Annotated in this window: 14 protein-coding genes and 1 tRNA gene; 5 read left to right on the forward strand and 10 right to left on the reverse strand. The window is 72.6% G+C overall.

The window, feature by feature from the left end:
* Together WFH25_RS08900 and WFH25_RS08905 are read right to left on the reverse strand one after the other, a co-directional pair.
* Positions 1 to 1,044, reverse strand: coding sequence for a glycosyltransferase family 2 protein (locus WFH25_RS08900; protein WP_092384174.1), 1,044 nt, complete (start codon positions 1,042 to 1,044; stop codon positions 1 to 3).
* Between the two features lie 169 nt (positions 1,045 to 1,213).
* Positions 1,214 to 3,298: a S1C family serine protease gene (locus WFH25_RS08905; RefSeq protein WP_336697444.1), complete on the reverse strand. Its 2,085-nt coding sequence runs from the start codon at positions 3,296 to 3,298 to the stop codon at positions 1,214 to 1,216.
* 192 nt (positions 3,299 to 3,490) lie between these two features.
* Between WFH25_RS08905 and WFH25_RS08910 the strand changes: the two genes are divergently transcribed.
* The gene (locus WFH25_RS08910) at positions 3,491 to 4,693 is read left to right on the forward strand and encodes an aminotransferase class I/II-fold pyridoxal phosphate-dependent enzyme (RefSeq protein ID WP_336697445.1); all 1,203 of its coding nucleotides are present in this window, start codon (positions 3,491 to 3,493) and stop codon (positions 4,691 to 4,693) included.
* 560 nt (positions 4,694 to 5,253) lie between these two features.
* On the opposite strand, the gene WFH25_RS08915 is transcribed toward WFH25_RS08910, so the two are convergent.
* The 4 genes from WFH25_RS08915 to WFH25_RS08930 form a co-directional block, all read right to left on the reverse strand.
* The gene (locus tag WFH25_RS08915) at positions 5,254 to 6,069 is read right to left on the reverse strand and encodes a carbon-nitrogen hydrolase family protein (RefSeq protein ID WP_336697446.1); all 816 of its coding nucleotides are present in this window, start codon (positions 6,067 to 6,069) and stop codon (positions 5,254 to 5,256) included.
* A gap of 186 nt (positions 6,070 to 6,255) precedes the next feature.
* Positions 6,256 to 6,332: transfer RNA gene (locus tag WFH25_RS08920), tRNA-Met, on the reverse strand.
* 64 nt (positions 6,333 to 6,396) lie between these two features.
* Positions 6,397 to 9,384 (reverse strand): UPF0182 family membrane protein, encoded by a 2,988-nt coding sequence (locus WFH25_RS08925; protein WP_175473631.1) that lies wholly within the window; start codon positions 9,382 to 9,384, stop codon positions 6,397 to 6,399.
* A 240-nt stretch (positions 9,385 to 9,624) separates the two neighbouring features.
* A complete protein-coding gene (locus WFH25_RS08930) occupies positions 9,625 to 10,734 on the reverse strand; it encodes a YlbL family protein (RefSeq protein WP_336697447.1) in 1,110 nt (369 codons plus the stop codon).
* 106 nt (positions 10,735 to 10,840) lie between these two features.
* Here WFH25_RS08930 and WFH25_RS08935 point away from each other — a divergent pair, with 106 nt between their 5' ends.
* On the forward strand, positions 10,841 to 12,217 hold the full coding sequence (locus WFH25_RS08935; RefSeq protein ID WP_070416680.1) for a zinc-dependent metalloprotease: 1,377 nt from the start codon (positions 10,841 to 10,843) through the stop codon (positions 12,215 to 12,217).
* Positions 12,218 to 12,276: 59 nt separating this feature from the next.
* Entirely contained in the window at positions 12,277 to 13,134 is an 858-nt protein-coding gene (locus WFH25_RS08940) for a hypothetical protein (RefSeq protein ID WP_336697448.1), read from the forward strand.
* Here the strand turns inward: WFH25_RS08940 and WFH25_RS08945 are convergent.
* Positions 13,025 to 14,788, reverse strand: coding sequence for an ATP-dependent helicase (locus tag WFH25_RS08945; protein WP_336697449.1), 1,764 nt, complete (start codon positions 14,786 to 14,788; stop codon positions 13,025 to 13,027). The genes WFH25_RS08940 and WFH25_RS08945 overlap by 110 nt on opposite strands.
* The gene (gene nudC / locus WFH25_RS08950) at positions 14,785 to 15,720 is read right to left on the reverse strand and encodes an NAD(+) diphosphatase (protein WP_336697450.1); all 936 of its coding nucleotides are present in this window, start codon (positions 15,718 to 15,720) and stop codon (positions 14,785 to 14,787) included. Before nudC ends, WFH25_RS08945 begins: the two co-directional genes overlap by 4 nt.
* Before the next feature lie 108 nt (positions 15,721 to 15,828).
* Between nudC and WFH25_RS08955 the strand changes: the two genes are divergently transcribed.
* Entirely contained in the window at positions 15,829 to 16,827 is a 999-nt protein-coding gene (locus WFH25_RS08955) for a phosphotransferase (RefSeq protein WP_070416684.1), read from the forward strand.
* A gap of 284 nt (positions 16,828 to 17,111) precedes the next feature.
* Here the strand turns inward: WFH25_RS08955 and WFH25_RS08960 are convergent, their stop codons facing one another.
* Both WFH25_RS08960 and WFH25_RS08965 read right to left on the reverse strand, forming a co-directional pair.
* Positions 17,112 to 20,384: an ATP-dependent DNA helicase gene (locus WFH25_RS08960; protein WP_336697451.1), complete on the reverse strand. Its 3,273-nt coding sequence runs from the start codon at positions 20,382 to 20,384 to the stop codon at positions 17,112 to 17,114.
* Positions 20,381 to 23,536 carry a PD-(D/E)XK nuclease family protein gene (locus WFH25_RS08965; RefSeq protein WP_336697452.1) on the reverse strand — a complete coding sequence of 1,052 codons (3,156 nt, stop codon included), beginning with the start codon at positions 23,534 to 23,536 and terminating at the stop codon, positions 20,381 to 20,383. Before WFH25_RS08965 ends, WFH25_RS08960 begins: the two co-directional genes overlap by 4 nt.
* An 84-nt stretch (positions 23,537 to 23,620) precedes the next feature.
* Between WFH25_RS08965 and WFH25_RS08970 the strand changes: the two genes are divergently transcribed.
* Positions 23,621 to 23,845 (forward strand): DUF3107 domain-containing protein, encoded by a 225-nt coding sequence (locus WFH25_RS08970; protein WP_070419176.1) that lies wholly within the window; start codon positions 23,621 to 23,623, stop codon positions 23,843 to 23,845.
* Position 23,846: the final 1 nt, after the last annotated feature.

The following is a 23,846-nucleotide window of genomic DNA, read 5'->3' on the forward strand; positions in this document are numbered from 1 at the left end:
TCACCGTCCCGTGTGCGTGGTCAGCTCGGACGTCCGGGTCAGGAAGCCGATGATGAAGCCGAGTCCCCACCCGACGTGGATGCACGGCAGCACCACGACGAGCCAGAGGAGCGTCGGCAGCCCCGACCGCCGGGCGACCGCGACGGCCCCCAGCACGACGAAGACGATGTAGACGGCGGGCACCACGAAGCCGAGCAGCGCCCACGCCGCCCCGGTCCCGAGTGCGGCGCCGATGATCCCGACGATGCCGGCGACGATGCCGAGCGCCATCGCGGCGACCATGGCCGGGGGCACGAAGTAGCGCAGGCCGTTGTTGGCGGGGAACCGGCGGGCGAGCTCGCCGCGCCAAAGCCCCGTGGCGACGAACTGCCGGACCAGACGCTTCAGGCTCGGCCTCGGGCGGTACGTGACGACGAGCTCCGGGGTGAACCACACCGTGCCACCGGTCTGCCGGAGGCGCCGGTTGAGCTCCCAGTCCTGGCCGCGCTTGATGCCCTCGTCGAACAGCCCGACCTCGAACAGTCGGTCACGCCGGAACACGCCGAGGTACGCCGTCTCGGCCGGACCGGCCTGGCCGCCGACGTGGTGCGGCGTGCCACCGAGCCCGACCCGGCTGCCGTACGCGAGCGCCACGGCGCGTTCGAACGGGGTCCGCCCCTCGGCGCGCATGATCCCGCCGACGTTGTCCGCGCCCGACTCCTGCAGCACGCGCACGGCGATCCGCGTGTAGTCCTGCGGCAGCACCGAGTGCGCGTCGACACGGACCACGACGGGGTGCACGGACGCGCGGATCGCCACGTTCAGCCCGGCGGGCGTGGAGCCGGCGGGGTTCTCGATCGCGCGGATCCGGGGGTCGGCCGCGCTCATCTCGGCGACGAGTTCGTTCGTGCCGTCGATCGACGGGCCGAGGGCGAGGATGACCTCGAACGGACCGGAGTAGTCCTGCTCGAGCAGACTCTGGACGGCTGCCCGGACCTCGGTGACCTCGTTGAGGACGGGCATCACGTACGAGACGCCCGGCAGGGGCTGTCCGTCTGTCTGCATCGGTACCTCGGGGTCCTCACCTGGGTGCACGGGACGCACCGCGGACGGTGCCGCCCCGCAAGAGCGACCCTGAGCCTATCAAGTCGCCGCGGGTCGTCGGGGCGACCGGCAGACGGACGGGAGGCGCGGTGCCAGCTGGCACCGTGCCTCCCGTCCGTCGCTGGTCGCGTCAGCCCTTGTACGTGCCGAGCGTGACGTCCGCCTCGCGCGTCTCACCGCCGCGGATGAAGGTGATCGTGGTCTTCGCGCCACCGGCGAAGTACCGCACCTGTGCCGTGAGGTCGGTCGCGTCGGACACCGTCGCCGAGCCGATCTTCGTGACGACGTCGCCCTTCTGCAGGCCGGCCTTGGCAGCCGCGCCACCGGACGACACCGACTTGATGAGGCCGCCCATCTGCGTGGCGTTCGCGTCCTCGGCGGCGTCGCCCACGGTCGCACCGAGCAGCCCGTGCGTGGCGGAGCCGTTGTCCTTGATCTCGTTCGCGACCCGCTTGACGAGGTTCGACGGGATCGAGAAGCCGACGCCGATGCTGCCGGACTGGCTCGACGACGAGTCGGACGAGCTGCCCGCGCTCGCGATGGCCACGTTGATGCCGATGAGCTTGCCCTTGGAGTCGAGCAGCGCACCACCCGAGTTGCCGGGGTTGATCGACGCGTCGGTCTGGATGACCGGCAGCGAGACGGTGCTGTTCGTCGACGAGTCGCTGCCGTTGCCGCCGTTGCCCCAGAAGTCGAAGGGACCGCCGCTCGAGCCGTTCCCGCCCTCGTTCGAGTCGCCGCCCTCGGTGGGAGCGCTCGAGGTGACCTGGATGCTGCGGCTCAGGGTCGAGACGATGCCGTCCGTCACCGTGTTCGACAGGCCGAGCGGCGCACCGATCGCCACCGCGGTGTCGCCGACGTTGAGGTCGGACGAGTCCGCGAAGCTGATCGGCTTCATGTCGGTCGCGTCGATCTTGATGACCGCGAGGTCGACCGTCGGGTCCGTGCCGACGAGCTTCGCCGGGTAGATCTTGCCGTCCGACGTCGTCACCGTGATCGTCCCGTTGGAGCTGTCTCCGTCGAGCGTCACCACGTGGGTGTTCGTGACGATGTAGCCGTCCTTGCTGAAGACGACGCCGGAGCCGGTGCCGGCCTCGCTGCTCGACGAGACGTTGATCGTGACCACCGAGGGGGTTGCCTGCGCGGCCACCGCGGTGACGACCGTGGCGTTGTTGTAGTCGTTGACGGTGAGGTTGCCGCCGCCCTGCGCGCTCGAGGACCCGACGACGTTGCTGCCGCCCTGCGTGTTGGACGCGGCGAGCCAGCCGGCGCCGCCGCCGACGAGGCCCGCGATGACGACGCCGGCGATGATCGGGAGGGCGAGGCGGCCGCGACCGGTGCCGGTGCGGCGGCCGGGGGCTGCTGCTCCGACGCCTGCTCCGGCTGCGCCTGCTGCTCCGGCGGCCCCGGCGGCTCCGGTGTCGAAGTAGTGGCCGTTGCGCTGGTTCGAGCCGTCGACGTCGCCGAATGCGCTCGTGGGGGCCTGGGCGGACGGGGCTCCGGCGTACTCGGAGGCCGATGCGGGCGCCGAGGTCGGCTGGGCGTACTCGCCGTAGCGGGGCTGCTGGCCGTACTGCGCCTGCTGTCCGTACTGCGACTGGCCGTACTGCGGCTGTCCGTACTGCTGCTGGCCGTTCTGAGACTGGCCGTATTGCTGCTGCTGGTCCTGGCCGTACTGCGACTGGCCGTACTGCGGCTGGCCGTACTGCTGCTGGCCGTACTGGGACTGCTGCGCGTGGTCGGTGCCGTACGGGGTGCCGTGCGCGCCGTACCCGGCCGGCGCCTGGCCGTACTGGCTCGTCTGGCCGTACTGGTTGGTCTGGCCGTTCTGGTCCGGCTGGCCGTACTGGCTCGTCTGGCCGTTCTGGTCCGGCTCGCCGTACTGGCTCGTCTGACCGTACTGGCTCGTCTGGCCGGCGTCGGAGTCGTGCTGGGACACCGTCGGGTACGGCGCCGTGTACCGGTCGGTCGGGTGGTCGGTCGAGGCCGCGATGACGTCGGTCTCGCTCGCGGGAGCGATCACGTCGGTGTGGTCCGCGGAGCCGTCGTTCGGCGAACGGTCGCTCGTCGGAGCATCGCTGCTCGGAGCGTCGTCGCGGAACGCGTGGTCGAAGTGCTCGGAGTCGTTCGGCGAAGCGTCCTCGGATGCGGCCTTCGCGGCCGCGTCGTCCGGACGGATGTCGTCGCCCTGCCCGTTGGGCGTGGTGTCGGTCATGCTGGACGTGCTCCTTTCAAGCTCGTGCAGTCTGTCGCACCCACCTGAGCGGTGCTCCTGGTGACGCTGCAAGCGACCTATGGCGATCTTATGCGTGGGCTGTGCGGCCGTTCCCGAGATGCGCTCGGCCCGGCCGCTAGGTTGGGGTCCGTTCAGCGCCGCGAGTGCGGTCGACACCTCGGAGGGAACCACATGCGTCACGCAGGACCCTGGTTGCGAGCAGCAGAGGGAGCGATGCTCCTCGGCCCGGACGGCGTCCCCGCGCCGACGGTGTTCGCCGAGATGAGTGCGCTCGCGGCGGCCACGGGCGCGGTCAACCTCGGGCAGGGCTTCCCGGACGAGGACGGTCCCGCCGAGGTCCTCGAGGCAGCGGTCGCAGCCATCCGCGACGGCGTCAACCAGTACCCGCCCGGACGCGGGACCCCGGACCTCCGGGCGGCCGTCAGCGAGCACCAGGCCCGGTGGTACGGCCTCGAGGTCGATCCCGACCGCCAGGTGCTCGTCACCGCCGGCGCGACCGAGGCCCTCGCCGCGACACTCCTCGCCCTGGTGGAGCCCGGCGACGAGGTCATCACCTTCGAACCGTTCTACGACGCGTACGGCGCGCTCATCGGTCTCGCCGGCGGGACCCACGTGACGGTGCCGTTGCGGGCGCCCGACTTCCTCCCGGACGAGGACGCCCTCCGCGCCGCGTTCTCCGACCGGACCCGTGCGGTGCTCGTGAACACCCCGCACAACCCGACCGGCCGTGTCCTCCCGACGGAGGTGCTCACCACCATCGTCGAACTGGCCACGAAGTACGACGCCGTGATCGTCACCGACGAGGTGTACGAGCACCTGACCTTCGACGTCCCGCACGTCCCGATCGCCACCCTGCCCGGTGCCGCCGATCGCACCGTGACCATCTCGAGCGCTGGGAAGACCTTCAGCACCACCGGCTGGAAGATCGGCTGGCTCACGGCGGTGCCGGCGCTCGTCGACGCGATCACCACCGTGAAGCAGTTCCTGACGTTCGTGAACGGCGCGCCCTTCCAGCCCGCGGTGGCGACCGGACTCCGGCTGCCGGACAGCGTGTTCGCCGGCATCGCCGCCGAGCTGTCCGCCAAGCACGACCTGCTCGCCGCGGGACTCCGAGCGGCCGGCTTCGAGGTGATGCGCCCGGACGGCGGGTACTTCGTCATCGCCGACACGGCCGCACTCGGGTACGAGGACGCCCGGGCGTTCTGCCTGCAGCTCCCCGAGCTCGCCGGGGTGGTCGGTGTCCCGGTCTCGGCGTTCGTCCGACCCGATCACGCCGACGGCTACCGGTCACTCGTGCGGTTCGCCTTCTGCAAGCGGCGCTCGGTGCTCGAGGACGCCGCCGCTCGGCTCGCCGGTCTCGCCCTGCGCGGCTGACTCCCCCGCGGGCGGGCGGGCGGACCGGACCCGCCCGCCCGCCACCGCGAGCGGGCGGTATCAACCCGACCCGCGCCTCCAGGCCCACGTATTACGCCCGCTCGGCACCGGCGCGACCGCGGCGCCACCGCGAGCGGGCGGAACAGTGCCCGCCCGCGCCTGCCGAGCGGCGCATTTCACCCGCCCGGCACGGGCGCCACCGCGCCCCACCGCGAGCGGGCGGAGTCGGCTCCGCCGGCTCCGCCAGGCCCACGCATTTCGCCCGCTCGGCACGAGCGCCACCGCGCCCCACCGCGAGCGGGCGGAATCGGCGCTGCTCGCGCTTCCGTGCCCACGCATTTCGCCCGCTCGGCACGAGCGCCACCGCGCCCCACCACGAGCGGGTGAAACAGTGCCCGCGCGCGCCTGCCGAGCGGCGCGTTTCGCCCGCTCGGCACGAGCGCCGCCGCGCCCCAACGCGAACGGGCGGAATCGGATCCGCTCGCGCCTCCAGAGGGGTGTCTTTCGCCCGCTCGCGGGGGCGCACACGCGCACTCCTCCCCCGCGCCCCGCCGGGCGGGTCAGGGGCGGGGCGTGACCTCGTAGCGGCGGAGCGCCAGCGACGGGTTCGTGCGGCGCACGGCGTCCGTCACGGCGGTGTCGATCCCCGCGACGAGCATCCCCGGGACCGCCCCGGCAGCGGCGACCGCGACGCCCGAGGGGTCGAGGACGACCGAGCCTCCGATGCCGATCGGCGGCGTCTGTCCCACCCCGACCACCCACACGGTGTTCTCGATGGCACGGGCGGTGAGCAGCGTCCTCCAGTGGTGCTCCTTGCCGGGGCCTCGGACCCACTCGGCGGGCAGGACCACGACGTCGGCGGAGCCGTGTTCGGGTGCGGTCAGGCGCCGGGTGACCTCGGGGAACCGCAGGTCATAGCAGGTCTCGAGGCCGACGCGCAGCCCGCCGAGCTCGAACACCGGCAGCTGTTCGGGGTCGCCGGACTCGATGTGGTCCGACTCCTTCGAGCCGAACGCGTCGTAGAGGTGCACCTTCCGGTAGGTCGCAGCGATCGACCCGTCGGGCAGGACCGCGACGAGGGTGTTCCGGAAGCGGTCCGGGACGTCAGCGGCTTCGGCGACGCCGACGACGAGGGCGATGCCGGCCTCGCGGGCGACGGCCTGCAGCCCGGTGACGAACGGACCGTCGAGCGGTTGGGCGGCGGCCACGAACCGGTCGTCGATCTCGGCAGTGAAGTACGAGGTGTACTCCGGCGTGACGAGGAGGTCGGCGTGTCGGGCGGCGGCGTCGACTGCCGCGGCGCGGACGGTCTCGAGGTTCGCGACGGGGTCGTCCGCGGGTGCGAACTGCGCCGCGGCGACGGTGAGGGTGCCCATCCGCCGAGCGTACCGGGCGGCCCGAGACTCGGCTCCGCGGACGTTCCTCGCGCAGTGCGGGCGCGAAACTGTCCGCCCGGCCGAGACTCGGCGCCGCCCACCTGCACGCACACGCGCCCACCCGCACACGCACCGCACACGAAGAAGGCCCCGGTCCGACTGGACCGGGGCCTTCTCTGTGACGCTTGGTTGCGGGGGCAGGATTTGAACCTACGACCTCTGGGTTATGAGCCCAGCGAGCTACCGAACTGCTCCACCCCGCGGCACGTTGAACAGCCTACACGGGGCCGTGGCGGGGCACAAATCGAGTGCCCCGCCACGGTGTGTCTAGTTCCCGCCCTCGGCCTCGGTGGCGGCCTGGATCGCGTCCTGCAGCCGCTGGTCGGCCTCGGCAGCGGCGACCAGGTCGTTGTCCGCGTAGGCGTCCTGGCGGTCCTGCAGCGCCTGCTTGGCGTCGTTCAGGGCCTTCTGCAGCGCCGCGTTGTCGACCGTGCCGGAGCCGGACGAGCCCGAGGACGCACCGGAGTCAGAACCCGACGAACCGGAGTCTGACGAACCCGAGTCGGAACCCGACGACGCACCCGAGTCACCCGAGCCACCCGACGCACCGGAGTCACCGGCCGACGCACCCGAGTCGCCACCGAAGAGGCTGTTGAGCGCCTCGTCGAGGGTGTCCTCGAACGCGATCTTGTCGCCGAACGCCACGAGCACCTTCTGCAGCAGCGGGTACGAGCCGCTCGACGTCGACTGCACGTACACGGGCTGCACGTAGAGGAAGCCGCCACCCACCGGGAGCGTGAGCAGGTTGCCCTGCTTCACGGTCGAGTTCCCGCGCTTCAGGATGTTCAGCTCCTGCGAGACGGTCGAGTCACCGTTGAAGAGGCTCTGCACCTGCCCGGGCCCGGGGATGTTGTCCGTCTTCGGCATCGTCAACAGCGTGAGCTTGCCGTAGCCGGACCCCTTCTTGCCCTTCCCCGCGCCTCCGGCATCGGAGTCCACGGCGAGGTACCCGGTCAGCACGTTCCGGTTGTTCGCCCCGGCCGACTGCTGCGGGATGTAGGTCGTGTACAGCGTGTACGCGGTCCCCTGCCCCGGCACCTTCATCGTGAGGTAGTACGGGTCCTGCAGGTTGCCCTTGGCCGTCGTCGTGGTGGTCGCCCCGAGCGCGTTCGTGCCCGAGTTGGTCGTGGTCGACGCGTCCGAGGTGTCGGTGTCGTTCGTCCCCGAGGTCGGTTCCTGCGGCACGTTCCAGGCGTCGTCACCCGAGTAGAACGAATTCGCGTTCGTGACGTGGTAGGTGCCGAGGATCGACCGCTGCACCTTGAACAGGTCGGTCGGGTACCGCACGTGGTCGAGCAGCTCCGCGCTCATGCTCGACACGGGCTTCGTCGCCGTCGGGAAGATCTTCTGCCACGTCTTGAGCACCGGGTCCTTGGTGTCCCAGGCGTAGAGCGTCACCTTGCCCGTGTACGCGTCGACCGTGGCCTTCACCGAGTTCCGGATGTAGTTGACCTGGTCGGTGCGGTACGCCGAGCTCTCGGCACCCGCGATCGTGTCGGAGAGGCTCTGGCTCTGCGAGTACGGGTACGCGTCGCTCGTCGTGTAGCCGTCGACGACCCACTGGATGCGGTGGTCGACGATCGCCGGGTACGCGTCGTTGTCGAGGGTCAGGTACGGCGCGACCTTCTGCACGCGCGTGATCGGGTCGCGGTCGTAGAGGATCTGCGAGTCCTGGTTCACGGCGTTCGACAGCAGGATCTGCTCGGACTGGAACTTCGCGGCGTAGACCAGCCGGTTGAAGAAGTTGCCGATGCTCGGACCGCCGTCGCCGGCGTACGTCGTCGTGGCGTTGCCGCCGCTGTCGTCGTTCTCGTCCGAGCCGGACGGGTAGTCGAGCTCGACGTTCTTCGAGCCCTTCGGCGCACCGACGATCGAGTACGCCGGCGAGGTCTCACCGAAGTACACACGCTGCTGGAAGTCGCCGAGGGCACCGTTGGACGGGATCCCCGACTCGAGGAACACCGGCTTGCCGTCGCTGGCGCGCTGGTTGCCGTACGCCGCCGTCACGCCGTAGCCGTGCGTGTAGACGAAGGCACGGTTGTACGGGGTGTTCGCCTGCGCGCTGAGGCCGTCGAGGTCGATGTCGCGGACCGCGATCACGGTGTCCTCGGTCTCGCCCTTGACGTCGTAGCGGTCGACGTCGAGCTCCTTCGGGAACTGGTAGTACTGCCGGTACTGCTGCAGCTGGCTGAAGGTGTCCGAGACGATCTTCGGGTCGATCAGGCGGATGTTCGCCGTCGTCTGGGCGTCCTGCGCGAGGGCGCCGGAGCTCGCCTCGGTCGTCGCGTCGTAGTTCTGCTCCTGGACGCCCGCGACACCGTAGGCGTCACGGGTCGCCTTGATGTTCCGCTCGATGTACGCGGACTCGAACGTCCGCTCCGAGGGCTTCACCTGCAGGCGCTGGACGATCCACGGGTAGATGCCGCCGATGACGATCGCCGCGACGAGCAGGAGCCCGGTACCGACGATCGAGATGCGCCAGCGGCCGATGACCGCGGTCACGATGAAGAGGATCGCCACGATCGCGGCGATGCCCGCCATGATCTCGCGACCCGGGATGACGGCGTTCACCTCGGTGTACTGCGCACCGGTGATGAGCGAGTTCGACTTCGTCAGCGCGGCGTACTGGTCCAGCCAGAGGCTCACGGCCTGCAGCGCGACGTAGACGGCGGCGGTGATCGCGAGCTGGATGCGCGCGGCCTTCGAGATCCGGACCTCGCGGCCGCCGAAGCGCATCGCGCCGTACAGGTAGCACGCGGCGAGCGCGGCCAGCCCGGCGATGAGCACCACGGCGGACGAGTACGCCACGATCGCGCGCCAGAACGGCAGTTCGAACACGTAGAAGCCGATGTCGAGCCCGAACTGCGGGTCGGTCTTGCCGAACGGCGTCCGGTTGAAGTACTCGAGCACCATGGTCCACCGGCCGGCGGTCGACAGCCCGGCGAAGATGCCGAGCACGACCGGGATCCCGATCATGACGGCACGGCGCAGCGGCTCGATGACCTGCTGGTAGCGGTCGAGCTGGGAGTTGAGCTTCGCGTAGACCGGTCGGAACCGGAACGCGATCGCGATGCTCGCGTAGACGGGCACCGCCATCCCGAGGAACCCGGCGAGGAACATCAGGGTCCCGGCGATCCACCGCGTGGTCAGGACCTGCTGGAAGCCGAGCTGCGCGAACCACGCGTAGTCGGTGTACAGGCTCGCGAAGATGAAGAAGGCGATCACCAGTGCGGCCAGCACGATGATCGTGACCACGATCGGGACCCGCGGCGAACGCCGCCCCGAGGTGGACGAGGTTGTCGTCACTTGATGTGCTCCAGACGTGTCGAACCGGCGGGCCCGGCGCGGCGGGCCGTCAGTGCATCGATCCTATGTGGCGCGAGCACCCCTGAAACTGTACGGAGACTCAGGATGGCGGGTCGCGCCTCCTGGAACACGGTTCGGGAGGCACGGATCGCGACGGCCGCGGACGTCGCCTGGAGCGCGTGGCCGGGTCTACGACGTGCAGCGCGCGAGCTTCGCGGTGCTCTTCCCGGAGGCGATCGTCTGCAGGTCGGTGACCGCCTGGTCGAGCGTGGCGACCTTGTAGACGTCGAGTCCGTCCGGGACGTGGCCGACGACCTCGCCGCAGTTGTCGGCCGGGGCGAGGAAGACGGTCGCGCCGGCGTCCTTCGCGCCGTACAGCTTCTGCCGGATGCCGCCGATCGCGCCGACCTCGCCGTCGGCGGTGATCGTGCCGGTGCCGGCGACGTGCTTGCCGCCGTTGAGCTTGCCCGGCGTGATCTCGTCGATGATCCCGAGGGCGAACATCATCCCGGCCGACGGGCCACCGACGTCCTGGAGCTCGATGGAGACGCGGAACGGGAAGTCGTACTGCTCGGTCATGCCCACGCCGATCAGGGCCGTGCCCTGCTCGCTCCGCGGCGTCAGCTCGACCGTCTTCTCAGCGCCGTCGCGTTCGACGACGACCGTCGCCGGGCCCGAGGTGCCGTGCTTCGCGACCAGCTCACGGAGCGAGGTCGCGTCGGCGTTCTCGGTGAGCGAGGTCCCGTCGAAGGAGCGGATGACGTCGCCCTTCTCGATGACGCCGTCGGCCGCGGAGCCCTTCTGGACCGTGCCGACCTCGAGGTCGGTGGGCAGTTCGTACCCCTGCTGGATGAGTGCCGCGGCCACGGCGGACTGCTGCGACTGTTGCATGTCGGCGGTGTCCTGCTGGTTGACCTGGTCGGTGGTCACGCCCTCGGGGTAGATCGCGGACGCCGGGATGACCGCCTCGGACTTCGTGAACAGCGCCCGGATGACGCTCGTCCACGAGGGGCGGTTCGTGGCGTCGCCCTGGATGCCGACGGTGAGCATGTCGAGCGCGCCGGCGGTGGGGTAGGTCGGGTGGCCGTCGACCTGGATGAGCTTGACCTGCTTCGCGTCCTTGCCCGTGCCCTGCTCCTGGGTCCCGATGGTGTTGTACACCGGGCCGGGGACCTCGATCAGGTAGGGGCTCGGCAGCAGGCTGGCGAGGAGCCCGAGGACGACGGCACCGATCACGAACGCCCAGCCGACGGTCCGGGAACGGGGACGACGACGGGGCTCGGCGGCGAAGAGGGTCACGAGAACGTCCTTCCACGGGGGCTGTTCGCCCTCGGCGCAGCGGTTCGGGCGTTCCCACGGGGGCGTCCCAGGCGCGGCCCCGTGAGCAGCGATTAGCGTAGTCGTCATGCCTGATGAACCGCAGCCGGGGCCGGACGACGACTTCCAGGAGATGCTCCGGAAGCTCCTCTCCGGCGAGGGCCAGATCGACCCGTCGCAGCTCGCCGGTGCCGCCGGACTGCCGAACGACCCGGCCTTCGTCGCGAACCTGATGAGCCAGCTGCAGCGTGCCGCGCAGTCGGGCGGTGACGGCATCGACTTCTCCGTCGCGTCCGAGCGCGCCACCGCGATCGCTCGTGAGGGCGGCCATCCGGTCGACCCCGCGACCTCGCAGGCGGCCGACCAGGCGTTCCAGGTCGCGGCGCTCTGGCTGGACGAGGCCACCTCGGTCGCCGAGCTCACCGCGACGCCGAGCCTCTACACGCGCGAGCAGTGGGCGAAGGCGACGACGCCGGTGTGGGCGCAGATCGCCGAACCCGTGGCGCTGAGCATCTCGAACGCCCTGACCGAGGCGATCGAGCAGCGTGCCCCCGAGCAGCTCAAGGCGATGCTCGGCGACGTCTCGAAGGCGATGCGCGGCGTCGGCGGCGCACTGTTCGCGATCCAGCTCGGCCAGGTCGTCGGGCAGCTCTCGAAGGAGGTCGTGTCCGGCGGCGACGTCGGCGTGCCGCTCCTCGACGAGCAGGTCGCCGCACTCCTGCCGCAGAACGTGGCCGAGTTCGCCGAGGGACTCGACGTCCCCGAAGACGAGGTCCGCATCTACCTGGCCGTCCGGGAACTCGCGCACGCACGGCTGTTCCGTTCGGCCCGCTGGCTCCGCCTGCACATCATCTCGTCGATCACCGACTACGCGCGGGGCATCCACATCCCGTTCGACCGCGTCGAGGAGCTCGCGTCCGAGATCGACCCGACGAACCAGGAACAGCTCCGGGACGCCCTCGCGTCCGGTGCCCTGATCCCGCCGCGCACCGAGGAGCAGGAGGCCGCCCTCGCCCGCCTCGAGACGATGCTCGCGCTCGTCGAGGGCTGGGTCGACACCGTGACCGCCGCCGCCACCGAGCGTCTGCCGAAGTCCGGCGCGATCGCGGAGATGGTCCGACGTCGTCGTGCCGCCGGTGGTCCGGCCGAATCGGCGTTCGCGACCCTCGTCGGCCTCGAACTCCGCCCCCGCCGCCTCCGCGAGGCAGCGGCGATGTGGCAGCGGGTCACCGACGAGCTCGGCACCGAGCAGCGCGACGCGCTCTGGTCGCACTTCGACGCGGTCCCGACCTCGGACGACATCGACGCGCCGGACGCCTTCGTGGCCCGGCTGCGCAACCCCGGCCGCTCCGCCGAGGACGACGAGTTCGACAAGGCGCTCGAGGACCTGCTCAACGACGCCACCGGTGACCGTCCGCGCGAGGACGAGTCCGGCAACGTCGACGAGGGCGACGCTCCGAAGTAGTTCTCCACAGATCCGCTGTCCCTGCCCCGCGCGGGCGCCTGGTCCGCCAGCGTGGGGGCATGGGCATCCGCATCGATCCGACGCTCGAGTTCGTCTGGCGCGACCCGACCACCGTCCAGCTCGGGGTCGATCCGCCGCGCGCCGTCGTACCGGTCCCGACCACGGCCGAGGAACGGTTCCTGTGCGCACTCCGCCGCGAGACCGGCCGTGACGCACTCTCCGGGGTCGCCGCGGCGATCGGGTGTCCGCCTGGTCTCGCCGCGCGTGTGCTCGGGGACGCCTCGCCCGCGGTCGTCGACGTCCTGCCCGAACCGCTGGCCCGGGTCGAGGTGCACGGCACCGGGACCCTGCCGGACGCGGTCGCCGAACTGCTCTCGGGCGAGGGCGTCACGGTCGCGCGCACGACCGCGCCACGTGGTGGACCGGTGACCGTCCCCGACCCGGATCCCCAGCTCGCCGTGGTGGTGGCCGACCACGTCGTCGACCCGGCGGTCCGCGCGGCCTGGACCCGGCGGGGCACCGCGCACCTGCCGGTCGTCGTCGGGGACGGACGCGTGCACCTCGGGCCGTTCGTCGTCCCGGGTGCCGGGCCGTGCCTCCAGTGCGTCGAGTACGCGCACGTCGACGACGACCCGTGCTGGCCGGCCATCGCGGCGCAGGTGTGGGGCCGCCCCGCGCCGCCGCTCTCGCCCTACCGGACCGCGGCGGTCGCGGCGGCGGCGACCCGGATGCTCCTCGAGCGGCTGCCGTCGCGCACCCAGCACCCCGGTCCGGACCAGCTCGTCTTCGAGCGCGACGACCTGTCGGTCAGTCGACTCCCGGTGACGTTCCATCCGCGCTGTTCGTGCCGAGCGCTGCCAGGAACCGACTCGCCACCCGGGCTCCCCCACGCGTGGAACCCTGTCGCGACCACGTGACCGTCACCGACCGGCGGGCACGGGTCAGCCCCACGTAGAAGAGCCGGCGTTCCTCGTCGATCTCGGCGTCGGTCGTGGCGTACGAGATCGGGAGCAGCCCCTCGGCCGCACCGATCACCACGACGTGCGGCCACTCCAGGCCCTTGGACGAGTGCAGCGTGGCGAGGGTCACGGCGTCCAGCTCCGGCTCGTGGTGCGTCGCGGCACGGTCCACCAGGTCCTGCGTGAACTGCTGCATCGTCGTGCCGGCGGGAGCGTCCTCGGCGAGGCCCATGATCGCCTGCAGCGCTTCCCACTGCTCGCGCACGGCGCCGGTGCCCTCCGGTGGCGTCGGCGTCCACCCGCTCACCTGCAGCACGAGGCCGACCCGCCGGGTGAGCTCGTCGTCGGTCTGCCGGACGGCCTCGCCCCGCATGTGGTGCACCGCGAGCTTCACCTCGGGGCGGTCGAAGAAGCGGGTGCCGCCCTGGACCCGGTACGGGATGCCCGCGCGTCCGAGCGCCGACTCGACCGCGGCGGCCTGGGCGCCGAGGCGGTAGAGCACCGCGACGTCCCCGTAGGACGCGCCCGAGGCCGGGTCGGCGACCAGCGACGCGATGGTCCGGGCGACCGTCTGCGCCTCGTCGCCGTCGTGCACGCACGCGAGCACCTCGGGCCGTGGTCCGGGCTCGGTGTGCTGCGCGACGAGGTCGAGGGCGCCCGGTTGCCCGCGCATGAGCGCGTTCGCGGCGTGCACCACCTCGCGAGTGGAGCGGTAGTTCCGCTCGAGCCGCAGCACGGACCCGCGGGGGAACTCCGAGCCGAAGCCGAGCAGGTAGCGACTCGACGCCCCCGCGAACGAGTAGATCGTCTGGCTGGCGTCGCCGACGACGCAGACGTCGTCCCGGCCGCCGAGCCACGCACGCAGGAGGTCGTGCTGCACGGGCGAGACGTCCTGGTACTCGTCCACGACGAAGAAGCGGTACTGCTGCCGGACGTATGACGCCACCCGCGGCTCGGACTCCACCATGCCGAGCGTCGCGAGCAGGACGTCCTCGAAGTCGAGCTGCCGTCGGTCGTCCTTGAGCTGCTCGTACGCGCGCATGAGGTCGAGGACCCGGCGCGGCGCGGTGTCGCGCGGCATGACCCGGTCGGCCGCCGCGGCCTCGTACTCGTCGTACGAGAGCATCTGGACCTTCCGCCACTCGACCTCGCCGGCCAGGTCACGGAGCGTCGGGGTGTCCACCCGCAGGCCGACCGTGTCCGCCGCGTGCGCGATCATCCGACCCTTGGACTCGACGATCTTCGGGGCGTGGCCGCCGACGGTGTCCGGCCAGAAGTAGCTGAGCTGCGCCATCGCCGCGGCGTGGAACGTGCGGGCCTGCACCGTGCCCGCGCCGAGGGAGCGCAGCCGCGACCGCAGTTCGCCGGCCGCCCGGGTGGTGAAGGTCAGGGCGAGGACGTGGTTCGGCGCGTAGGTGCCGGTCGCGACGCCGTACGCGATGCGGTGCGTGATGGCGCGGGTCTTGCCGGTGCCGGCGCCGGCGAGGACGGCCACGGGACCGAGCAGCGTCCGGGCGACGGTGCGCTGTTCGGCGTCGAGGGCGGCGAGGAGCTCGTCCGGCGACGGTGGTCGGAGCGGCTCGGCCCCGGCCCCGGCGGCGGCGCTGCTCACGGCAGATCCAGCGGCCCGCCGTACCACTCTTCGATGATGGCCCGGGCGATCGACGTCTTCCCCGGCAGCAGCAGGGTGTCGCCCGCACGCTCCCGGATCTCGTCGCGCGAGAACCACCGGACGTCGAGGATCTCCACGCCGTCCGGCCGGGCCGTCGTCGGGTCCCCGTCCACCGCACGGGCGCGGAAGCCGAGCATGAGCGACGCCGGGAACGGCCACGGCTGCGAGCCGAGGTACTCGGGTTCCTCGACGCGGACGCCGGACTCCTCCCAGACCTCGCGCCGGACGGCGTCCTCGAGCGACTCCCCCGGCTCGACGAAGCCCGCGAGCAGCGAGTACCGGTCGGCGTCCCACGCCGCGTTCGACCCGAGCAGGATCCGGTCGTCGGCGTCGGTGACCCCGACGATGATCGCCGCGTCGGTGCGCGGGAAGTGCTCGTGTCCCTCGGGATCGCGGCGCACCCAGCCGCCGGTGACCACGTCGGTCGCGGACCCGGTGCGGGGTGAGAAGCCGTGCACGGCGTGCCAGTTCGCCATCGCCACGGCCTCGACCGCGAGGCCCTGGTCGCGCGGCGACAGCTCGGTCCCGAACCTCCGCAGGCTCTCCCACGCGTCGTCGGCCGGTTCGATCCGGGCAGCGGTCTCGGCGTCGAGGAACGCGGCGACGAACCGGGTGCCGGCGGGCGTATCGGGGGCGTCGGACACGGCGCGACCGAGGTACAGCGTCACCGCGTCGACCGGCACGGCATCGGCGGAGACGAAGCGGAGGGTGCCGTCGGCGTTCCGCAGCATCTCGGAGCCGCGGACGGGCAGGTACCGGGTTGACGGGTCGTCCCGCAGCACCCGGTCGAGGTCGTCCGTCGTGCGGAACTCCGCGTCGCGGTCGAGGTCGTTGCGGGAGAGGGGCAGCCTCGCGGCGAACTCGACGGTCACGGCAGGGGGCTCCTCGGGTCGGATCGGGTCGGCGGTGCGGGAGCCCGGGCTGCCGCGGGCCAGCGTGGCGCACGCTCGACCACCGGCTGCGGACCTACCCTGAGGGGCATGGCGGGATCCCAGTTCACTCTAGCCGCGTTGGCGACCACGGCCGTCTCAGGCCTCGTCGTCACGGGCACGCGCACGCTCGGCTCGGCCGCGTCCGGGGACTACGAGTCGGCCGTCCTCCGCGACGCCGACGGCGCCTGGTCCGCGATCCGCCGCCCACGCAACCAGCGGGCCGAGGCCCGACAGTCCGCCGACCTCGTCGCGATCCGGGCGCTCAGCGCCGGGATCCGCACGCGCCTCCCGTTCGGCGTCGCCGAGTACCGCGGACAGGCGCCGATCGGCTCGACCCGCGCCATCGTCACCTCGTACCTGCCCGGGACGCACCCGAAGCTGCAGGCCCTCGTCGAACGACCGGAGCTCGCGACCAGCGTCGGCCGGGCGATCGCGGCGATCCACCAGCTGCCGACGAGCTTCGTCACCGACGCCGGCCTGCCGTCCCTCACCCCGTTCGAGGTCCTGCGCTCGGCCGTCTCCGTGATGGACCGCGCGGTCGCCACGAAGCTCGTCCCGGCGGCGCTCAAAGAGCGGTGGGAGGGCGCGGCACGAGACCAGCAGCTCTGGCAGTTCACGCCCACCGTCGTGCACGGGTCGCTCGGCACCGAGACGATCCTGGTCTCCGGTGACGACGTCTCCGGCGTCATCGACTGGGGCGAGCTGCGGCTCGGCGACCCGGCGAAGGACCTCGCGTGGGTGCTCGCCGGCCGCAAGGATGCGTTCGACACCGTCCTCAGCGCGTACGAGGCGAACGGCGGCGGCCGGGACCGGCAGCTCGCGCAGCGCGCGCGGGTGCACCACGAGCTCGAGACCGCGCAGTGGCTGCTGCACGGCGTGCAGGTGAAGAGCACCGAGGTCGTCGACGACGCGGTCGCGATGATGCACCGGCTGGTGGACGCGGTCCAGACGCCGAGCGCGGCACCGCTGCAGTCGGTCTCGCCGGAGACGATGGAGATCGGCGAGGTCGAGCAGCTGCTGTCGTCGACCGAGCGTCGGCACGGCTGACGCGCTTCGGCGCGGCTGACGCGCTTCGGCACGGCTGACGCGCTCCGGCGCGGCTGACGCGTCGGCACGGCTGACGCGCGGCGGCCCTGGAGGCGCGGCTCGCCCCCGCCCCGTCGCCGGCGGTCCCCCGCGCCACCGGTCCGGATCGAACCACGGTTCCGACATCGAACCAGCGTCCGTGCGTGGTTCGACGTCGGATTCGTGGTTCGACGTGCGGGCCGGCGTCAGCGCGGCCGGCCGGCGCCGAGCCGGCGTCAGCGCGGCCGGCCGGCGCCGGGCCGTCATCAGCCGATCGCGTCCCGCCAGGCGCGCTCGAGGCCGGCGCGGTCGAGGAGTTCGCGCGGCCGGACCTCGAGGTCGTCGGCCACGAAGTAGAACACCGCGTCGACCTCGTCGATCGAACGCCCGGTGAACTCCGCGTAGGCGACCCGGTACAACGCGAGCTGCAGCTGCCGCTTCGCCAGGTCGTCGTCGCCCGACGGGGTCTTGCCGGTCTTCCAGTCGACGACCTCGGCCCGGCCGTCGATCTCGTACACCGCATCGAGCTTGCAGACGACGCTGTGGCCGAGGAACGGGATGTGGATCTCCCGTTCGACTTCGATCGGTGTCAGCTCCGCCCACCGTGACCGGGCGAAGGTCGCCTGGAAGTCGGCCAGCCGCCGGGCGTCGTCGTCGGTGACCGCGACGTCCGCCGAGGCGTCGACCACGTCGTCCGGGTCGAGGTCGAGTTCGTCCGGCCAGGCGTCGAGCGTCTCGAGCGAACCGCCGCTGCGGGCACGCTGCTCGACCCACTGGTGGAAGAGCGTGCCGAGGCGAGTCGCGCGGTAGGGCCGCTCGGGCATCGGGCGCCGCAGCCGCTCGGCCACGGCGTCCGGTTCGGCCAGGTAGTCCTTGAACCCGGACGCCGGGACGCGGTGCGGGACGACCACCCGGTGCCGGGCCGACCGGTTCGCGGCGCGCTCGGCGAGCAGCAGGTCGATGTCGGCGCTGAACCGACCGGCCGCCCCGGGGTTGGCGTTCCGCACGCGGTCGGCGGCGGCGACCACCCGGGCGGCGCGCTGCCCGAACGGCACGTGCGGCCAGGACTGCGTGGCCCCGGCGTCACCGAGGGGGTTCTCCTCGTGCTCGGTCGTCTCGGGGACGGCGGCGGCGTCCACGACACCGGCAACGACGAGGTCCCGCAGGTACCGACTCGGCTCGGTGGGTCGGACCCCGCCCGCCCAGAACGAGCCGGAGACGAGCAGGTCGTGCTTCGCCCGGGTGAGCGCGACGTAGGTGAGGCGACGCTCCTCGTCCTCGTTGCGGGCCTTCACCTGTTCCTTGTAGGCGTCGATCGCGAGCGTGACGTCCTTCTGCGTGTCGTGCCCGCGCCAGTCCAGTCGCGGCAGCTCGTTGGCGTCTCCCCGGAACTCGTACGGCAGCCGGCCGAAGCCGATCCACCCGGACGAGCCCTCCAGCGGGCGGGCCGGGAGCGCACCCTCGACCAGTCGGGGAACCGCCACGGCGTCCCACTCGAGGCCCTTCGACCCGTGGATCGTCAGGATCTGCACGGTGCCGGCCTCGGGCTCCTCGGAGCGGGGACCCATGTCGTCGCGACGGGCAGCGGCGTCGATCCAGCCGAGGAACGCACCGAGGTCGGCCCGGTCGTCCGTCGTCACGAAGCCCGCGAGCTCGTCGATGAAGGCGTCGAGGAACGCCCCGCTCCCCTGCTCGTGCGCGGCGACCTCGATGTCGAGCCGCATCTCCTGCACGACGAGTGTGACGAAGTCGACGAGGTCGCCACTGGCCCGGGACCGGAGCGCCTGGAGCTGGCGGCCGAGGTCGCGCATCCGGAGGCGTCCGGTCTCGCTGATGTCGGCGAGCGCGCCGTGCTCGTCCGGGGCGGTGGCGACGAAGTCGAGGGCGTCGACGATCGAGCCGTGCTCCCCCGCGGCGACCGATGCCCGGAAGGCTGCGGTGACGTCGTCGTCGAGTCGCTGCTGGGTGTGGTCGCGGCCGAACAGCCAGCGGGCCAGGGCGTGCAGGGCGGCGATGTCCGCGGCGCCGATCCGCCACCGGGCGCCGGCGAGCAGCCGGATGAGGTCGTTGCCGGCGGCGGGGTCGTGCAGCACGCGGAGGCACGCGACGAGGTCGACGATCTCCGGCCGCTGCAGGAGTCCGCCGGTGCCGAGCACGTGGAACGGCACGCGACGGTCGCCGAGGGCTGCGGTGAACGCGGCGAGGTCCTTCCGCGAGCGCAGCAGGAGCGCCATCGACCCCGTCGGGTCGGCGGCGCGGCGCGCGGCGAACCACTCCGCCACGGCGGCGGCCTCGTCCGGGAGCGTCTCCGGGAACACGGCGTGGACCGTCCCGGCGTCCGCCCCGGGTCGGGGGACGAGGCGCTCGACGTCGACCTCGGACGCCTCGGACAGGGGCGCGACGACGGCGTTGGCACCGGCGAGGACGTCGACCGGGTTCCGCCAGCTGGTGGAGAGCGCGAACGTGACGGGGCGTGCGGCGTCGGCGCCGTCGTCGGACGTCCCGCCGAAGTCGCGCGGGAACCGGGCGAGGTTGGCGGCGCTCGCCCCACGGAACCCGTAGATGGACTGGTGGGGGTCGCCGACCGCCATCACCGGGTGCCCGCGGAAGAGCCGGGCGAGGAACCGCGTCTGCACGACCGAGGTGTCCTGGTACTCGTCGAGGAGCACGACGCCGTACCGCTGCCGGAGGTCGGTGACGACACGCGGTGCCGACTCGGCCGCGGCGAGGGCGAGCGCGATCTGGTCGGAGAACTCCACGAACCCGCGGTCCACCTTCTGCCGGCGGAACTCCTCCACCAGGTCGACGAGGGGTTCGAGGGCACCGACCGCGGCGACGGCGTCGGTGATCACCTTGTACGCGCCGCCGCGGGCGTTCCCCGGCAGCTGGAGCAGCTCGGCGAAATCGATCGCGAACCGACGCAACCGCTCCGGTTCGACGAGGTGCTCGGACACCGCGCCGGCGAGCGAGACGACCGCGGCGGTCACGGTGTCGACGTCGCGGTCGAGCCCGGCCAGCCGGTCGTCCCGCGCCGCGACGACGACCCGGCGCGCGAGCTGCCAGGCGGACGGTTCGGTGAGCACCTGGGACTCGCCGTCGCGGCCGACGAGCAGGGCGTTCTCGCGGAAGACCGAGTTGGCGAACGCGTTGTAGGTGGACACCGTCGGCGCCTCGAACGCGTCACCGGCCTCGAGCAGCCCGACGTCCTCGAGCGCGCGGATGCGGTCGTTGATGCGGACCGACAGTTCGCCGGCGGCCTTGCGGGTGAAGGTCAGGCCGAGGATGCCGTCGGGGCGGACCATCCCGTTCGCGAGCAGCCAGACGACCCGCGACGCCATCGTCTCGGTCTTCCCGCTGCCGGCTCCCGCGACGACGAGCGCCGGGGTGAGCGGGGACTCGATGACGGCGCGCTGCTGCGCCGTGGGGCGCGGGCGTCCGAGGGCGTCGGCGATCGCGTCGGCGCCGTGCCGCGGCGGCTCGACGCGGTCGGGGTCGGCGGTGCGGGCACCGTCGGGGCCGAGCAGCTGTTCCTCGTTCACCAGGTCACCTCGCCCACGACGTGGATCCGGCACTCGACGCCGGTCCGGGCCTTCTCGCAGTGGTCGTCGACGTTCGCCAGGAAGGTCCGTCCGGCCATGCCCGTCGCCACGGTGTGCAGCCGCTGGCGGAAGGCCTCACGCGCCTCGTCGTCGAACGCCTGCTGCGTCCGCTCGGAGTAGGCACGGCCGCTGCGGGCGTTCTGCACGAACACGAGCCGGGCATCGGCCATCGCCGAGCCGGCGGGGACCCCCTCGACCGCGCCGTCCTCGACCGCGAGCTGGTACGCGCCGAGCTGGGGGTGCTCGGGCATGTCGTTCTTCTCGCTCGGCATCGAGCGCCCGGTCTTGAGGTCGACGACGCTGACACGGCCGTCCGGGTCGACCTCGATCCGGTCGATGCTGCCGCGCATCCGTGCCGGCCCGGTGACGAGCGCGAACGAGGTCTCGGCGCCGAGCAGTCGGCGTCCGGCGCTCGCGAAGGTGCGGAGGTAGTCGCTCAGTCCCTCGATCATGCGACGGGTGCGGGCGCGTTCGCGATCGGCGATCCACGGCGACTCGAACGTCAGCTCGTCCCACCGGCCCTCGACGTGCTGCCACAGGGACTCCACGTCGACGGCGGTGGCGTGCTCCATGGTCTCGTGCACGATCGTCCCGATGCCCATCGCGGGGCTCGGGGCGCTGCCGCCGAAGGTCTGCACGAACCAGTGCACGGGACACTCCTCGAAGGTACCGATGCGGGAGGGCGAGACCGACACGGTCGGGGGCACGGGCTCGCCGCCCTCGTGCTCGGGTGCCGGCTCGGCGTCGAGGTCGACGAGCGGGTCGTCGGTCGAGGGCTCGGCGAGCCCGTACCAGTCGTCCGGAGCGGCGCCGGGGACCTCGGCCTCGGCCAGGCGCGCGAGGGCGGACGCGGCCTCGTGGTCGCCCGAGGCCACCACGCGCCGACGGAGCGATCCGGCGAGGCCGCGCAGGGACAGCGGGTGCACGGTCGGCTGCCGGTCGGGCGGCACGGGCACGAGGCGGACGAACGGCGAGGGCGACTCGTCGTCGTTCGCCACCGTCCCGATGATCACCTGGGTGGTGGCGCGGGACACCGCACGGGCGAACAGGCGGAGTTCGTCGGCGATCACGGCGGCGCGGTCGTCGATCGTCTCGTGGTCGATCCCCGCGGCGGCTCGGACCAGGCCGTCGGGGTCGAGCAGGCTGCCCCGCACCCGGGTGTTCGGCCAGACGCCGTCCTGCAGCCCGAGCACCACGACGACGTCGCACTCGAGCCCGATCGTGGCCGAGGGGGTGAGCACGCGGACCCGGCCGGCGGTGCGGTCGGGGCCGATCGAGTCCTCGGGCAGGTCGGCGCCGAGCAGGTCGTCGACGAACACCCGTGCGGGGGCGTCCGGCGTGCGCTCGACGAACCGCTTCGCCGCGGTGAACAGCCCGACCACGGCGTCGAGGTGCCGGTCGGCCTCGGCCGCACCGACCCCGCCGGCAGCCGACTGGCCGCCCCAGGCGCCGGCGAGCCCGCTCCGTTCCCAGAGGCCCCAGAGGATCTCCTCGATGCTCGCACCGGACTCGGCGTCCTGGTGCGCCTGCACCAGGCTCCGTGCGAGCCGCGTCGCGCGTCGGGCGAACCCGGCGTCGACGGTCGCCAGGCGCTCGGGCGCCCCGAGGGCGTCCACGAGGAGTTCGTCGGCCGTGCGGGTACCGCCACCGGCCAGTTCTTCCCGCCGCAGCGCGAGGCGGAGTCGCCGCATCGCCAGGGTGTCGAGCCCGCCGAGCGGCCCGGTCGCGAAGGACGTGGCGAGCACCGGGTCGAGCGGGAGGACCCCGAGCGCGACGGCCGAGGCGTCGAGCAGGGACCGCGCCGCGGTGTCGTCGCGAGGTCGGACGGGCGCGGCCCCGGCGGTCGCGGGGACCTCGGCCACGGAGAGCGCGCGGACGAGCTCGGGGATCGCGGCACCGCTGCGGGTGACGACGGCCATCCGGTGCCACGGGACGCCGTCGAGCAGCCGGTGTTCGCGGAGCCGCCGGGCGATCGCGACGACGAGCGCGGCACGGCTCGCGCCCTCGAGGTGCACGACGGCATCGGGTCGGGCGTCCGCCGTGGTCGCCACGGCGGTGCGCTGCCGTCCGGCCGCGGCGGCACCGATGCGCGCCGTGATGCCGGAGACGAGCGCGCGGACGGGTGCCGCGTGCCGGTGCACCGTGCCGAGGACCAGCTCGTCGACGCGGTCCACACCGAGCCGGGAGGCCAGGCGGCCGAGCACGTCGGGCTCGGCCCCGCGGAACGCCGACGCGGCGATGTCGGGGTCACCGAAGGCGACGATCTGCACGCCGGAGCGGGCGAGCGCCCCGAGCAGCGCGATCTCCCCCTCGACGAGCTCCTGCGTGTCGTCGACCACGACGAGGCGCAGCGCGGCGACGCTCGCCGGGACCTGCCCCCGCAGGACGGCGGCCGTGGCGTAGGCGACGAGTTCGGCGGCGTCGAGGCTGGTGGCCCGGAACGAGGTCACGGCGGCGCGGTACTCGTCGACGAAGTCCCCGACGGCCCGCCACTCCGGACGCCCGGTGTCGTCCCCGAGTTCGCGCATGTCCTCGGGTTCCACGCCCGCGGCGACCGCCCGCATCATGACGTCGCGCAGGGCGGTGCGGAAGCCGGCGCGTTCGCGGACGACGGCGGTGATCGGTGCCGGCCAGTCCGGACCCGTGCCGTCGGTCTCGTGCCCGTCGAGCAGGTCGGCGATGATGCGGTCCTGCTCGCCGCCGGTCAGGAGGGTCGGGGCCTCGAGGCCCTGGACGGCGGCGGCGTGCGCGACGAGCTGGAAGGCCAACGAGTTCACCGTCCGTGCGAGTGCCCCCGGCATCACCCGGTCGACCGAGGCGGCGAGCCGGTCGCGGAGCGCGGTCGCGGCCGTGCGGGCGCTCGTCAGGGCGAGGACGGTGGCGTGACCGTCGGGCGAGATCGCGTCGTCGCGCGTGAGCCGTGCTGCCACCAGCCGCGACAGCGTGGTCGTCTTGCCGGTGCCCGGTGCGCCGATGACCGCGGCGTGCCGGCCGTCCGGCAACGCGAGCACCGCGGCCTGCGACGGGTCGGACGTCAACGCCCGCGCGACGCCCGTGGCCTCGGGTGCGGGCGTGAGCGTCGTCTGGGGCACCCTCGTACGGTAACCGCAGCGACCGACAGTGCGCCTGCGGCGAACGCCCGATGGCCGTCGGGGCCGCTCGGATACGCTGTGCTCGTGGACATCAAGATCGGCATCACCAACAGCCCGCGCGAGATCGCGTTCGAGACCGCCCAGACCGCCGACGAGATCGAGAAGGCCGTCGCGGCCGCGCTCGACGACAAGGCGACGCACCTCTCGCTGCAGGACGACAAGGGCCGTCGGTTCATCGTCCCCGTCGCGTCCCTCGCCTACGTCGAGGTCGGCGCGGAGGAGTCCCGTCGCATCGGTTTCGTCGCCTGAC

The sequence above is a fragment of the Curtobacterium sp. USHLN213 genome, assembly GCF_037144815.1.
Classification (GTDB): domain Bacteria; phylum Actinomycetota; class Actinomycetes; order Actinomycetales; family Microbacteriaceae; genus Curtobacterium.

What these genes read in the sequence shown, in the direction of transcription:
- WFH25_RS08935 (WP_070416680.1), top strand. Translation starts at nt 10,841, where the DNA reads ATGCCTGATGAACCGCAGCCGGGGCCGGACGACGACTTCCAGGAGATG.
- WFH25_RS08900 (WP_092384174.1), bottom strand. Translation starts at nt 1,044, where the DNA reads ATGCAGACAGACGGACAGCCCCTGCCGGGCGTCTCGTACGTGATGCCC.
- WFH25_RS08940 (WP_336697448.1), top strand. Translation starts at nt 12,277, where the DNA reads ATGGGCATCCGCATCGATCCGACGCTCGAGTTCGTCTGGCGCGACCCG.
- WFH25_RS08955 (WP_070416684.1), top strand. Translation starts at nt 15,829, where the DNA reads ATGGCGGGATCCCAGTTCACTCTAGCCGCGTTGGCGACCACGGCCGTC.
- WFH25_RS08915 (WP_336697446.1), bottom strand. Translation starts at nt 6,069, where the DNA reads ATGGGCACCCTCACCGTCGCCGCGGCGCAGTTCGCACCCGCGGACGAC.
- WFH25_RS08910 (WP_336697445.1), top strand. Translation starts at nt 3,491, where the DNA reads ATGCGTCACGCAGGACCCTGGTTGCGAGCAGCAGAGGGAGCGATGCTC.
- WFH25_RS08905 (WP_336697444.1), bottom strand. Translation starts at nt 3,298, where the DNA reads ATGACCGACACCACGCCCAACGGGCAGGGCGACGACATCCGTCCGGAC.